Genomic DNA, 15355 nt, shown 5'->3' on the forward strand with positions numbered 1-15355 from the left:
ATTGTCTAATTATATATATCGTACTGAGACTTAACTAATGAACCTTTTATAGTTCATTATTATTTCCCATAGCCTTCATTTTCTCAGCTTGATCTGTAGTAATTAAGGCATTTAACATTTCATCAATATCTCCATCTAAGAAAGCGTCTAACTTATATATAGTAACTCCTATTCTATGGTCTGTTACTCTTCCTTGAGGATAGTTATAAGTTCTTATTCTCTCACTTCTATCTCCTGTACCAACTTGACTCTTTCTATCTTCTGCAATGCCTGCAAGTCTTTCAGCTTCTGCTGCTTCAAAAAGTCTTGCCTTTAAGATTTTCATAGCCTTTTCTTTGTTTTTAAGCTGTGATTTCTCATCCTGACAAGAAACTACTAAACCAGTTGGTAAATGAGTTAATCTAACCGCTGAGTCTGTAGTATTAACGCATTGTCCACCGTTTCCTGAAGCTCTAAACACATCAGTTCTTATATCATTTGCATTAATTTCAAGTTCCACATCATCTACCTCTGGAAGCACTGCAACAGTAGCAGTGGATGTATGAATTCTTCCACTGGATTCAGTATCTGGAACTCTTTGAACTCTATGAACTCCACTTTCATACTTTAGCTTACTGTAAGCTCTATCTCCTTTAACCATGAATACAACTTCTTTGAATCCACCGATATCTGTTTCATTTGCGCTCATAACTTCAACTTTCCATCTGTTACGCTCAGCATATCTAGTGTACATTCTAAATAGGTTTGCAGCAAACAGAGCAGCTTCGTCTCCGCCTGCGCCTCCTCTTATTTCTATGAACACGTTCTTATCATCATTAGGATCTTTAGGAAGTAGCAGTATTCTTAGTTCTTCCTTGCAAGTTTCACAGGTTTCAGTTAAAGATTTGATTTCTTCCTGAATCATCTCTCTCATATCTCTATCTGATTCTTCATTTAACATTTCCTTATTTGCTTGAAGGTCTGTCTCTGCTGCCTTATATTCTCTATACTTCATTACTATAACTTCAAGGTCCGCATGCTCCTTACATAATTTTTGCCACTCTTTTTGGTTAGCCATTACTGTAGGATCACTTATTTTATTGGACAATTCATCATATTTATTCTCTAAAAAATGTAATCTATCTAACATAACTTATCACTCCGTACTTAAATTTATATAAAGTTGCCATTATACTTTTTCACATCATATCATTATACCACAAAAATTTGCTTTTTCAATTTTAATAATTAATTTTTTTATGGTAAATTCCCTACAACTACCCTGTAATTTCCTGATAAATCTTTTAAGGAGTAAACATTGATAAATCCCTCACTTCTTAAAATCTCTTCAACCTCTTGATTTTGATCATGTCCAATTTCAAAAGCTAAATATCCACCAGTTTTAAGTACCTGTATACTTTGAGAGGTAATAGTTCTATAGAAATCTAGACCATCCTCTCCCCCCCAAAGAGCAATATAAGGTTCAAAGTCCCTTACATCCTTCATTAGAGTAGGAATTACTGAGGTTCTAATGTAAGGTGGATTTGAAACAATCATGTTAAAGGTGGCTTTTTCATCAATAGCTCTACTAAGCAAATCACTCTTATAAACTTTAGCTATATCCCCAACCATTAACTTATTTATATTGTTAGCTGTAACTTCTAAGGCTACTTCACTAATATCATATAAATAGACTTCCAAAGCTTTAGTATAATGAGCTATAGAAATTCCAATGGCCCCACTGCCACAACATAAATCACAAACTTTGGTAAACCTATTTTTATTAATAATATTTATTGCTTCTTCAACTAAAACTTCCGTATCTGGTCTAGGAATTAAAACTCCTTCTTTAACCATAAATTCAAGACCCATGAACTCACTTACACCTAGAATATACTTAATGGGCATCTTATTCTTTCTAAGCTTTAGGAGGTTTAAATATTCCTCTATCCTATCTGATTCAATATCTAAATCCCTATTCATCATTATAAACAATTTTTCAACTTTTAAAACTTTACATAGTAATAATTGAGCATCTATCATATAGCTTTCAATATTTTCTTCTTTAAGTAGCTCATATCCTTTAGTTAATAATTGACTTATCTTCATCTATTTTTTCCTCTTTTCTTTTACCTACATTTAAGAAAAATAACTTTACAATACTTATACTCATTGAAGAAGACAAAGTTTTCCTTCTCAAAACTCGCTGCTATAAAGTTGCCCTTTATTATTATCTCTCTGCCTCACAACTCTCATGTTCTAAAGCCTCATTACTCCTTTGAGGAAATGTCACATCTTCTATCCCCTCTGCTGCTTTTAAAGATGCTATAGCTACTTCAAGCATTGATAAATCCGGTTCCTTTGTAGTTATTCCTTGTAGCTTTAGCCCTGGTGCTGCAATAAACTTAGCTAAAGAATTATTACTTCTTCCTAACCATCTGATAACTTCATAAGTAACTCCAGAAACTATGGGCAAAAGTGAAATTCTCCATAATATTCTTTGCCCAACAGATTGCCAACCTGTAAAGGAAAATATAACAATACTAATAACCATAACTAAAAACAAAAAGTTTGTTCCACACCTTGGATGAAATCTACTGAAATTCTTAGCATTTTCAGGAGTTAATTCCTGACCAGCCTCATAGCAAAAAATAGTCTTATGTTCTGCTCCATGATACTGATAGACTCTTTTTATATCTTCTATTTTACCTACTAGATAAATGTACAATAAAAATACTGTAACTCTTATTATTCCTTCAATTACGTTTAATATGAAAGGATTTTTTGTCATATTATTTTTGATAAAGCTAGTAAGCACTGTAGGTAGTATAAAGAACAATAGCATAGCTAACGCAAGTGATACTACCAAGGAAATTCCCATTATAATATCATTACTTTTTTCTTTAAAGGTATTTTTAAACCAGCTATCAAATTTTGATGGCTCTTCCTCTTCTTCTTCTTCAAAGAAGGATGCGGAAAATTCCAAACTCTTCATTCCAATAATCAAGGATTCAACTAAAGAAACAAAGCCTCTTATTATTGGCAAGGAAAAAATTTTATTCTTTTTTGAAAAACTTTCATAGTTTTGTTTTTTTATTTCTATGGTTCCGTTGGATAACCTTACCGCTGTGGCTAACCCCTTTGTTCCTCTCATCATTACCCCTTCAATAACTGCTTGCCCTCCAACTGAAGTTTTTTTACCCATGTTATCACCTGCCTATTCTCTTATATAAATTATTATGAATTCTATATGTATCTTCTTAACTTAGCTAATACTACTAAAATAAAGCTTCTTACAAAAAAAGTTTTTAAGTGCTTTATTCCCCTAAAGCCACCTCTAAATCCCCTTTATCATTTCCTTTTTCATACTGCTCTTTAAATGAAAAGAAACACTTTGGGCATAAAGCTTCATATTCTACATTATCTTTTTTATCTATGGCAATTTGCTCTCCTTCAAAAACAAATTTACCATTTATTAGCCTTCCATTTAATAAAGCTTTTTTACCACATTTACAAATTGTTTTAAGCTCTTCTAAACTGTGAGCTAATAAAAGTAATCTTGCACTACCTTCAAACCCATTCATTTGAAAATCCGTTCTAAGTCCATAACATATTGTGGGGATATCTAGCTTCACAGCAATTTCAAATAGTTCATCAATTTGATGACTCTTAAAAAACTGTACTTCATCTCCTAATATGCAGTGCACGGTTCCATGTTCTTTTATATATTCATGTACCTCTTTAAACACATCAGCCTCACCATCTAAAAGCAAGTCAACTTCCCTTGTAACTCCCAACCTTGAAACTACTTTATTTCCGCCCTTAGTATCTGTCTTAGGTTTTATAATTAAAACTTTCATTCCTCTTTCTTCATAATTATGTGCCACTTGTAAGAGATTAGTTGACTTTCCACAGTTCATTGCACCATATCTAAAATATAATTTACTCATGTTAATCCTCCATAGTGTCAAGATATAATATATATCTATTTTATAAGAAATCTTTAGGTTTATCAAATTAATATTATTAAAGTTCAATTTTATTTTAGCTGTAGATTTTTTAAAAATCAGTAAGGTTTATATTGACCTGTTTAATACCTTATGCTATAATTTAGAAGTTGACAATACGGGTATATATGTAATTTCGAAAGAGGTGAAAGATATGCAAGAAGGATTACATCCAAATTATAGCCACGATACAGTAGTTAAATGTGCATGTGGAAATACTTTTACAACTGGTTCCGTTAAAGGAGAATTAAAAGTTGATATTTGTTCAAAATGTCATCCATTCTTCACTGGCAAGCAAAAAATGGTTGATGCTGGCGGAAGAGTTGATAAATTCATGAAGAAATTCAACCTTACAAACGAGTAATAGTATATACTTTATGAGGAGAAGGAAACTTCTCCTTTTTTGCGTTTAAAATAATTCATATGAAGCAAAATATTAATTGAAAAATCCTATGAATTTTTTAACTAAACAAATCAACATCTGTTGAAAGTCCTATTATTATTGGATTTTCCCAATGCAACATCATATAAAAACAAGTTAATCCATTGATTAGTTATCTTATAAGGCTTCTAATTCCAAGGTAGGTAATATATGGTTTAGTTTCCTCTAATTTAATAGATTAATTAATAGTAATTAGCACACAATAATAACACTTAATTGATACCAACTAAGCAAGTGTTATTAACACTGTGATATCAATTAATTAATTTAATAAACTTTAAGTTTATATTAAAAGGGAGGAATTTAACATGGCAAACAATAATAACAACAGAGCATTAGTACCAGAAGCTAAAGAAGGTTTAAACAGATTCAAAATGGAAGCTGCTAAAGAAGTAGGAGTTAACTTAAAAGAAGGTTACAATGGAGACTTAACTTCAAGAGAAGCAGGATCAGTAGGCGGACAAATGGTTAAAAGAATGGTAGAATCTTACGAGAGAAACCTATAATTATAACCAAACATTAATAAGAAAGAGTTACAGGAGAAATTCTCCTGTAACTCTTTCTTTATATTATGCTAAAGGTTTAAAGGTTTTTAACCTCAATGCATTTAATAAAACTGACACTGAGCTAAAACTCATAGCAAGGGCTGCAATCATTGGATTTAAAAGCGGTCCTCCAAAGGCATATAATATTCCCATAGCCACTGGTATTCCTAGGGTATTATATCCAAAAGCCCAAAATAGGTTTTGTTTAATGTTAGAAATTGTTTTTTTACTTAATTGAATAGCTGTTGGTACATCCATTAAATCACTTCTCATTAATACTATATCCGCCGACTCCATAGCAACATCCGTACCAGATCCAATAGCAATGCCAATGTCTGCTTGAGCAAGAGCCGGTGCATCATTAATTCCATCTCCAACCATAGCTACCTTCTTACCCTGACCTTGAAGTTTTTTAACTTCATTTGCCTTATCCTGTGGTAATACTTCAGAGATTGCTACATCTATTCCTACTTGTTTTGCAATAGCATCGGCAGTTCTCTTATTATCTCCCGTAAGCATAGCAACTTCAATACCCATGGAATGTAGTTTTTCAATAGCCTTTTTACTACTTTCCTTCACCGTATCTGCCACTGCAACAATTCCCTTAAGTTCCTTATCTATAGCTACATACATTGGTGTTTTACCCTCTGTAGCCAATCGGTTTGACTCTTCTTCTAAAACGTCAATAGAAATCTTACTTTCCACCATTAATTTTTTATTGCCAAGTAAAACTGTCTTACCATCAATGGTAACTTCGATTCCCTTACCAGCGATAGCTTTAAAATTAGTAGTTTTCTTAAACTCCATACCACTTTCTTCTGCATGTTTAACTATAGCTTCACCAAGCGGGTGCTCTGATCCCTTTTCTGCACTAGCAGTAATCTGAAGCAATTCTTCCTCTGATATATTATTTACAACTATATCTGTTACCTTTGGTTTTCCTTCAGTTATAGTACCAGTTTTATCGAATACAACAGTCTTAATTTTATGAGCGGTTTCCAAGGCTTCTCCACTCTTAATTAAAACCCCATATTCTGCTCCCTTTCCCGTTCCTACCATTATAGCTGTAGGAGTTGCAAGGCCAAGGGCACAAGGACAAGCAATTACTAATACAGAAATAAAGATTGTTAATACAAACACCGCAGTTTCTCCAACAATTAACCAAGCCAAGGCCGAAAGAATAGCGATAGTAATAACTGTAGGTACAAAGTACCCTGAAATTATATCTGCCAGCTTTGCAATTGGAGCCTTTGACCCTTGAGCATCTTCTACTAATTTTATTATTTGTGCAAGGGCAGTATCCTTTCCAACCTTAGTAGCCCTATACCTTATAGAACCATTTTTGTTAATGCTGGCTCCAATAACCTTTGATCCAACAGTCTTTTCAACAGGTATACTTTCCCCTGTAAGCATAGATTCATCAATAGAGGTACTTCCCTCTACTACCTCACCATCTACTGGTAGCTTCTCACCAGGTTTTACAAGAATTACATCTCCAACTTCTACATCATCTATAGAAATAACAACTTCTTTTCCTTCTTTAATTATAGTAGCAGTCTTTGGCGCAAGACCCATAAGCTTTTTTATAGCCTCTGAGGTTTTACCCTTAGTTACTGACTCTAAATATTTACCTAGAGTAATTAAAGTTAAAATAGTAGCTCCTGACTCAAAGTATAACTCATAAGCATAATCAACATTACCATTTAAAATTTGGTATATAGCAAATAATCCAAATAAAAAGGCAGCCCAAGTTCCGATAGAGATTAAAGAATCCATATTAGGGCTTCTCATTATTAAGGATTTAAATCCCACTCTAAAAAACTTCCATCCCGCTATCATTACAGGTATAACTAAAATTAATTGCGAAATTGCAAAATTAATAGGATTTCTCATTGGATCAAAAAACTCCGGTAACATATAACCTAACATATGTGCCATAGATATATAAAGAAGAGGTAGTGTAAACACTGCAGAAATTAAAAATCTATTCCATAAATTTTTAATTTCCCTTTCCTTATTCTCCTTATCTTTATCTACTGACGTTTCTTCCTCACTAGCCTTATACCCAGCCTTTACAATAGCAGCTTTAATATCTGAAACTCTAAGTTTTGAAGGTTCATAAGCTACAGTTAGCTTTTCTGTAGCAAGATTTACACTTCCTTCAACTACTCCATCTAATTTTCTTACAGCTGATTCCACAGCCTTTGCACAAGAGGCTCAAGTCATGCCCCCAACTTTAATGGTTGCTGTAGCAGTTTCTACCACCGCCTTATACCCAGACTTACCTATAGCTGAAGCAATTACATCTAAATTGGTTTTATCTTCCTCAAAGGTTACTGTAAGCTTTTCTGTTGCTAGATTTACACTTGCTTCACTAACTCCTTCTACTTTTTTAGAGGCACGCTCTACAGCTTTTGCACAGGCTGCACAAGTCATACCCTGTATTTTCAACACTTTACTTATCAAATTAAAATCTCCTTTCAATGAAAAACTACCGCTTCAAACCTTTAGCTTAATGGGCAACTCTTCGCTGTTCATTACTTATTTTTTAAGCTTTACTACCTATTCTTGAATATCTTAACTTCTATTATATATAAAATCTTTTATCTTTATAACTTAAACTCTTTTGTTAAGGTATTGCTATCCTTATTATATTTCCATCCCTCTTTGGAGATTTTTTCAACATCAAGCCCCGCCTGGATTAGAGGTTCTGCTTTTATTGTAAAAATAATATCTGAAGGATTTTGTCCTAGTTCTTCTGTCCAATGAACCTTATAACCATCCCCTAAATCCAACACATAACTTTTTGTAGCTGAATCATAACTCACTGGAACCTGCTGAAATTTTAATAATCTTTTAAAGGCATCCTCTGCACCGTTAGAATTTTGCTTTTTATCACTTAAATCATAGGGTCTCACTAATAAATTAGGAGTTTCCATCCCTCCTTCATTAGCTGCTGGTTTAAATACAAGCTCTTTAGCATCAATTTTATTCACATCTACTCCTGCTGTTGTGAAAGTGTCTGCTGGAATAACCATAGCAAAGTCTATTTCATTTGCTGCAGTATCTTTGGTCCATTCAAACTTTTCTCCAGAAGAAAGCTTAAGTCCCCAATGAGATAGTTCCGCATGAAATCCTACATATTTTTTATTTTCTTTAATTATGTTTACATAGGCTTCTGATGCTTTAGCCTTAGTTTCATCTACACTACCTTTGTTACCACAACCAGTTATTGTAATACCAATTCCTAAAATAACTGTACTTATTATAAGTGCTTTATTTTTTAACATTTCAATATCCTCCCTTTTCCCTACCCCCTTGGGGGGTATCTTTAAAAATAGATTATCATTTATTTGTGAATTTTTTATGGAAGAAGCAATATAATAAAACTTTTTTCTCCTTACCTATATAAGTTGTAATATTATTGCTAAATTATTCATTAGTTTAAAGAAATTTTAATTATGGAGAATTGAAATATAAAATTATACCTTATTAAAGTTTCTCATTTCATTTTGCATACATAAAATCTACACAAGTCCTCTATATAATTTATTAAATAAAGATAAATTTATTTGGACTTATAAGAATCCAAATTTAAGACTTAGCTTATACATAGACTCCACATTGGTTCCCTTTAGGGCTTTTGAGGACGAATAAGCTAATTTTTGACTAAGGAGTCCTATAATGCCATAAAAATAACTGATTAGTTATTTTTACTTCATTAATTTAAGGGGGGAGAATTTTGTCAATAAAAACTATAAATATTAAGGTAGGAAATATGGTCTGTACTTCCTGCGAAGCCTTAATCACAGATGGAATCAAAGAATTATCAGGAGTTTTAGAAGTTAAAGCCAGCTACAAAAAGTCTTCGGTATTTGTTAGGTTTGATGATTCAATGTGCTCTTATGCTAAAATATGCTCTGCCATTGAAAAAGCTGGTTATTCTATTGAAACTGAATCAACAAAAGATATTAAATCAAAAGATAAATCTTCAGAGTACTTATCAATCATCGGGGTTATTTTAATTGCTTTTATAATCATAAGGCTTAGTCAAAACTCAGGGGCTTTTGATATGAGTTCTAAATTGGGTGAAAACACAACCTACTTCATGTTATTTGTTGTAGGACTACTCACCTCACTACATTGCGTAGGTATGTGCGGAGGTATAATGATGTCTCAAAGCATAACTACCATTGCTAAGAGCAAAGCCGCCTCTCTGAAACCTTCTTTATTGTATAACTTAGGTAGGGTTGTTTCCTACACTATTTTAGGTGGTATAGTTGGAGCTTTAGGTTCTGTATTTTCTCTAACTCTGACTACTCAAGCCTCTATTGCAATAATAGCTGGTATCTTTATGGTTATTATGGGCTTTAATATGGCTGGTTTTTCTACCTTCAGGGGCCTTGCACTTAAACTACCTTGGTCAAAATGTAATAATAAAAAGAATAGTTCTACTCCTTTTGTAGTAGGCTTACTTAATGGTTTCATGCCCTGTGGACCCCTTCAAACCATGCAACTTTATGCTCTAGCAACTGGAAGTGCTGTTAAAGGTGCCCTATCTATGTTTATCTTCGCTGTAGGAACTGTACCTTTAATGCTTGGTTTTGGATTAATGGCCAACTTAATGAATGGAAATAACACAAAAAAATTAATGAAACTTAGTGGAATAATAGTGGTTGTGCTTGGAATTATTATGTCTAATCGTGGGCTTACGCTTTTAGGAATAAACCTTTCACCTATGGCCCTTTTAAGTTCAAAAACTACTTCAGCAAATGTTCAAATTACAGAGGAAAATAAGGCTAAGTTATCAAACGGAGTTCAAGAAATCCGAATAACTGCTGATGCTAGGGGATATAGTCCTAGTGTAGTATTTGTTCAAAAAGGGGTTCCAACAAAACTTATAGTAGATGGAAAAACCATAACCTCTTGTAACAATGAAATTGTAATTCCATCCATGAATAAAAGACAAAAACTTTCCAAAGGAGAAACTGTTATTGAGTTTACTCCTGGTAATGAAGATATAAATTATAGCTGTTGGATGGGTATGTTAAGAGGTTTAATAAAAGTTGTTGATAATTTAGATAATATAAGTCAGTCTGATATATCTGACGCTCAAAACTCAGCACCTGCTTCTGGTGCTGGCGGTTGCTGTGGCGGTGTTGGTGATGCTGCAGCAGTTGAAGAACCTACTATTTACGGTGAAAAAATTTCTCAAGTCCCAACAGAAAGACTTATTAAAAAAGCTAAAATCACAGGAAATACTCAAAACTTAACTATTACAGGCTCTGGAATAGATTTTGAACCGCTGATAGTAGTTTTAAACAAAGGTATTAACACAAAGCTTAATTTTGATTTAAGCAAGATGTCTGCCCCTGATGGTGAATATATTATTTTAGATATTAACTATAATAAAGTAGATTCTTTCACAATAACTAACTCTAAAGGACAGTTTGAAAAACTATACGAAAACCCTGGAACCTACTTAGTTTTAAATAAGGATCAAACTGTACTTTCTTTTGAAATAGTTGATGATATAAACACTGTGGACTTAGATAAGCTTAGAAGTGAATATATCTACTAATTTTATATCTATTTAACAAAAGCGTTCAGGATAAAATTTCATCTTATTCATCTTCAAAGACCTTAAAGGAAATAAGATAAGAGTAATGTATAAGCTAAATCTTGATTTTATTTCCCTATAAATAGGGAAAACACTGTGAACGAAAATCACAGTGTTTTTTTATTTCAATTATAGATTTTATATATTGGCTTAAAGATGAAACAATATTTGCTTTTTCACAAACGCTTAAAGGAACTAAAGTAGTTCCTTATGCAAGTTAAAACCAACTTTAGTTCCATATAATTAAATTACTTTATTTAAGTAGTTCTGGGCTCTTACTGAGAATCTCAAAGAACTCCTTATTAGTCCTAGTTTTTGACAGTACATTTAATAACTTTTCTGTTACTGCAGCAGTATTACCTTCATTATACATAAGCTTTCTTATATTGTAAGTAACCTCTAACTCTGTCTTGTTAAGTAACAAATCTTCTCTACGAGTTCCAGATTTATAGATATCTATAGCTGGGAATATTCTTCTTTCTTGAAGAATTCTATCAAGATGTACCTCCATATTACCAGTACCTTTAAATTCCTCAAATATCATATCATCCATTCTACTTCCTGTTTCAACTAAAGCAGTAGCAAGAATTGTTAAACTTCCACCCTCTTCTACATTTCTAGCTGCTCCAAAAAACTTTTTAGGCATAAGTAATGCACCAGTATCCAAACCTCCTGATAAGGTCCTTCCAGTTCTAGTAATGGTTAAGTTATAAGCCCTTGCAAGTCTTGTTATACTATCTAACAATATAACCACATCTTGACCTTGTTCTACACATCTTTTAGCTCTTTCTAAGACCATGTAAGCAACCTTAGCATGATGTTCTGGCTCTTCATCAAAAGTAGAATAAATAACATCTCCATCTATGGACCTTTGCATATCAGTAACTTCTTCTGGTCTTTCATCGATTAAAAGCACAATTAATTTAATATCTGGATTGTTCTTAGTTATGCTTTGTGCAATTTTCTTTAAAATACTAGTTTTACCTGCTTTAGGTGGTGCTACAATAACACCTCTTTGTCCTTTTCCAATAGGTGAAATAATATCCATTAGCCTTGAAGATAGGTCTTCTGGACTAGTTTCAAGTTTTATCTTTTCCTCAGGATATATAGGGGTTAGCTTCTCAAAAGGTACTCTTCTTATAGCCTTCTCAGGATTTTCTCCATTAACCTTTTCCACATATAAAAGAGCCTTATACTTCTCTCCCTCTTTAGGAATTCTAACCTTACCTTGAACCTCATCCCCAACCTTCAAATTAAACCTTCTAATTTGGGATAAAGAAACATAAATATCATCATCACCACTTAAATAATTATTGCTTCTTAAAAGTCCAAAATTGTTGTTATCACTAATTTCTAGAACCCCTTTTCCAGAGTTGGACTCATTAATTAGCACCTTTAACTTTTCTCTTCTTTCCTCGAAACTTTCTTCCTTTTCTTCTGGATTACCAGCATCATCAAACTCTTCTTCCTCATTAACTACATCTTCATTTCTATAAATTTCACTAGAACCATTACTAAAATTCTCTTCTTTATAAACCTTGTCCTTATTCTCCTCCTCAACTTCCTTGGAGCTGATTTTAGGACTAATTTTCTCTCTTAAAATTACCCCAGACTTTTCAATAGCAGCTGGAGAAATTCTTCTTATTTCTTCAATAAGCTCTGCTTTCTTAAACTTAGCAATATTTTTTATACCAAGATTCTTAGCAATCTCTTTTAGTTCGCTAAGATTCATACTATCTAACTCTTTATTAGTCAAGTATATTACACCTCCGAATACCTCAAATACCATGTATAACTAATTATTTACTTATAGACTTTTGGGAATTTATTTAAAATTGTATTTACAATTGGAAACTATTTAAAATGTGCATAAATAAATTATTACCATAATTTCTTATATTAACCACTAATAATTATTTAAAATGAAGAATTCACAAAAGAAAGTTAAAAAAACTAGAAGAAATTCTTAATTATTTTATATATACAAATATACACCAAATGAAATTAAAAAACTAGTAAGTTTTAATATTATTGTACTATCTTTCAATAATATTAAAACTTATCTAGTTAGAAGCTTTCATAGACAAAGATTAATTTATTCATCTTTGCCTATAGAAGGCTTAAGGAAATCAATTTAGGTTCTATGTGCAAGTTTAGTCTTGAGTTTCTTTCCCAATATATAAATCTACTTAGGCAAGCTAATAGTAAACTCTGACCCTTTATTTATTATACTTTTTACTTCAACTCTTCCATCATGGGCTTCAATTATAGATTTAGTTATGGCAAGCCCAATTCCAGAGCCTCCAGTAGCTCTAGTTCTTGATTCATCAACTCTATAAAACCTTTCAAAAATAAAGGGTAAATGTTCTCTATCAATTCCTATTCCCGTATCTTTTATTTTTATAATTATCTTATCTTTTTCCTCACCAACATTTATATAAATATGCCCTCCTTGAAGAGTGTATTTTTCTCCGTTAGATAGAATATTAATTATAGCTTGGCTAAGCTTATCCTTATCTCCTTGAAGAAAAACATCTTTACTTTCATAATGAAGAATTATATCTTTATCCAGAAACTTCTTTTCAAAATTGCTCAATATATTAGAAATTAAATTCCCTATATTAATATTACTTTTGTTAAGAACCACTTGCTCCTCTTCAGTTTTAGCTAGGTTTTCCAAATCTCCTACTAACCTGTATAATCTGGACACTTCTTCATTACAGCTTTGTAATCTTTCCTCCGTTGGCTCCCAAATACCATCTATCATACCTTCTAAATTTCCCTGCAGAGTAGTAAGTGGGGTTCTTAACTCGTGAGATATATCCTTTGTGAGCACCTTACGAAGTTGCTCTTGCTTTCTTAAGGAGGAAGATAAATTATTTACCGCTTCCACAAGAGTATTCATCTCTGAAATGTTAGAGTCATTACTTATCATATTATAGTTTCCCTTTGAAATCATTGAGGTAGAAGTAACTACCTTAGAAATCATATTGCTTAGCTTTGTAGAAATAAATAACCCAACAGCTATAGATAATATTAAAGCAAAAATAGCTACAAAAACCATAGCATTTCTCAAGCTATTTAAATATACTAAGTCATTATCCCTATAATAAAAGGGCCCATAATAACTTATATTCACTATGCCCTGCTTCTCATTATTTATAATAAGTTCAAAGGTTTTTGTTACATATTTTATAGGTGCCTTCGAGTTCTTTCTAGTATTATTACTTACATTTTGCAATATGTTTTGGCACATGCCATGATTAAACTCCATTGCGTCCCATATTACCTCATTATTATTGTCCACAACTTCTAGTATAAGCCCATTATTCATAGCATCTATTCCTATATTCTCCATAGCATACAAGTTCCAACCATCACTTTTATATTGCTTCTCTATAGATTGAACAATGCCCTTAGTCTTATCTTCTATATTCTTTTGAATTAACTTCTTATAATTACTTTCTAATAAATTCATTGAGAGTATTCCAACTAAAATAATGCTTATTAAAGATACTATTACATTGGAGATTATTAATTTGCTTCTCAGCCTCATAACTATGCTTCACCACCAAATTTATATCCAAATCCATGGACGGTCAAAATGTATCTAGGCTTTCTAGTGTTATCTTCTACTTTTTGTCTTAAATTTTTAATATGGGAATCAATAGTTCTATCAAAGCCTTCAAAATCATCACCTAGCACATAGCTAATTAAATCCTCTCTGCTAAATACTCTTTTAGGATTCTTAGCAAGGAGTGTCAATAACTTAAACTCTGTGGCGGTCAAACTTATTAGGTTGTCACCCTTTCTTACTTCTAAGTTATTTAAATCTATAAAAAGCTCATTGTTATAGGACAAAATATTCTCAGTTGAAAACTTGCTTTCATACCTTCTTATAAGTGCATTTACTCTTGCTACCAGTTGCTTAGGACTAAAAGGCTTAGTAACATAATCATCACTACCAATACTTAGTCCATTAATAATACTTGCCTCATCCACTTTTGCAGTGAGCATGATGATTGGGATGTCTGATTTTTTTCTAATAAGTTTACAAATCTCTTCCCCAGTGATATCTGGTAGCATTAAATCTAGTATTGCTAAAGAAAACTCTTCCTGAGAAAAAAACTTCATTGCCTCCTTACCATTAGTAGCAGTAATAACCTCGTAACCTTCACGCTGTAAATAAGCCTTAATTATTTCTAAAATTTTAACTTCATCTTCTACAGCTAAAATTTTTATCTTCCTCATAAATCATCAATTCTCCCTTTCCTAAATTAATAATCGGATTCATAACTTTAATAAGCTTAGGAAGTTGTACGTTGCTCAAAAGTAAAATTATTTTAACTTCCTAGTATTCTACTTATATATAACTATAAACTTATGATTTTCTTAAAGTATCCCTGTGAAAATCCTACTTGGTAAAAGACAAATTTAAACTCACAAACCCGCATAAACACTATATTTTCTTATCTTTTTATATTCTTTTCTCGTTATATTCTCATGGTCTTATCTTCTGGACCTAAGCCAGCATAACCCTGCATCCATTAAGTTATACTAACACTATTATTGTAGTTATATACATAAGCCATCTTCTAGTTAAAAGTAACCCTTCATATTGCTTAGTAATTGAGCGTATACCTTAGGTAACCCTAATATTATCATAAGTTTATGGATATTATATGTAAACTACTAGTTCTATGAAAATCTAGTTATCTATTTATAAAATAAACTTTCAAAACAAAAACCTAAGATTAAAGAA

12 protein-coding genes are annotated in these 15355 nt (G+C 32.2%); 3 read left to right on the forward strand and 9 right to left on the reverse strand.

Features of this window, described 5'->3' with window-relative positions:
• Positions 1-46: 46 nt before the first annotated feature.
• From prfA to B3040_RS01400, 4 genes are all read right to left on the reverse strand, one after another.
• Complete coding sequence (gene prfA / locus B3040_RS01385) at positions 47-1129, reverse strand: peptide chain release factor 1 (RefSeq protein WP_291569473.1); 1083 nt, start codon at positions 1127-1129, stop codon at positions 47-49.
• A 107-nt stretch (positions 1130-1236) separates the two neighbouring features.
• On the reverse strand, positions 1237-2088 hold the full coding sequence (prmC, locus tag B3040_RS01390; protein ID WP_291569474.1) for a peptide chain release factor N(5)-glutamine methyltransferase: 852 nt from the start codon (positions 2086-2088) through the stop codon (positions 1237-1239).
• Positions 2089-2209: 121 nt separating this feature from the next.
• Positions 2210-3184 (reverse strand): DUF1385 domain-containing protein, encoded by a 975-nt coding sequence (locus tag B3040_RS01395; protein ID WP_291569475.1) that lies wholly within the window; start codon positions 3182-3184, stop codon positions 2210-2212.
• Between the two features lie 112 nt (positions 3185-3296).
• Entirely contained in the window at positions 3297-3929 is a 633-nt protein-coding gene (locus B3040_RS01400; RefSeq protein WP_291569477.1) for a thymidine kinase, read from the reverse strand.
• Positions 3930-4140: 211 nt separating this feature from the next.
• Between B3040_RS01400 and rpmE the strand changes: the two genes are divergently transcribed.
• On the forward strand, positions 4141-4350 hold the full coding sequence (gene rpmE / locus B3040_RS01405; protein WP_291569479.1) for a 50S ribosomal protein L31: 210 nt from the start codon (positions 4141-4143) through the stop codon (positions 4348-4350).
• A gap of 386 nt (positions 4351-4736) precedes the next feature.
• The gene (locus B3040_RS01410) at positions 4737-4934 is read left to right on the forward strand and encodes an alpha/beta-type small acid-soluble spore protein (RefSeq protein WP_017413532.1); all 198 of its coding nucleotides are present in this window, start codon (positions 4737-4739) and stop codon (positions 4932-4934) included.
• Positions 4935-4997: 63 nt separating this feature from the next.
• Here the strand turns inward: B3040_RS01410 and B3040_RS01415 are convergent, their stop codons facing one another.
• Both B3040_RS01415 and B3040_RS01420 read right to left on the reverse strand, forming a co-directional pair.
• Positions 4998-7439 (reverse strand): heavy metal translocating P-type ATPase, encoded by a 2442-nt coding sequence (locus B3040_RS01415; RefSeq protein WP_291569482.1) that lies wholly within the window; start codon positions 7437-7439, stop codon positions 4998-5000.
• A 143-nt stretch (positions 7440-7582) separates the two neighbouring features.
• Positions 7583-8263: a hypothetical protein gene (locus B3040_RS01420; RefSeq protein WP_291569483.1), complete on the reverse strand. Its 681-nt coding sequence runs from the start codon at positions 8261-8263 to the stop codon at positions 7583-7585.
• 452 nt (positions 8264-8715) lie between these two features.
• On the opposite strand from B3040_RS01420, the gene B3040_RS01425 reads away from it, so the two are divergent.
• The gene (locus B3040_RS01425) at positions 8716-10554 is read left to right on the forward strand and encodes a sulfite exporter TauE/SafE family protein (protein WP_291569484.1); all 1839 of its coding nucleotides are present in this window, start codon (positions 8716-8718) and stop codon (positions 10552-10554) included.
• Positions 10555-10846: 292 nt separating this feature from the next.
• Here the strand turns inward: B3040_RS01425 and rho are convergent, their stop codons facing one another.
• From rho to B3040_RS01440, 3 genes are all read right to left on the reverse strand, one after another.
• Positions 10847-12349, reverse strand: a complete 1503-nt coding sequence (gene rho / locus B3040_RS01430) for a transcription termination factor Rho (protein ID WP_291569485.1) — start codon at positions 12347-12349, stop codon at positions 10847-10849.
• 429 nt (positions 12350-12778) lie between these two features.
• Entirely contained in the window at positions 12779-14149 is a 1371-nt protein-coding gene (locus B3040_RS01435; protein ID WP_291569486.1) for a sensor histidine kinase, read from the reverse strand.
• Positions 14150-14151: 2 nt separating this feature from the next.
• Positions 14152-14844 carry a response regulator transcription factor gene (locus tag B3040_RS01440; RefSeq protein WP_291569487.1) on the reverse strand — a complete coding sequence of 231 codons (693 nt, stop codon included), beginning with the start codon at positions 14842-14844 and terminating at the stop codon, positions 14152-14154.
• Between the last annotated feature and the right edge of the window lie 511 nt (positions 14845-15355).

It is taken from the genome of Clostridium sp. UBA4548, assembly GCF_002387895.1.
Classification (GTDB): Bacteria; Bacillota; Clostridia; order Clostridiales; family Clostridiaceae; genus Clostridium_J.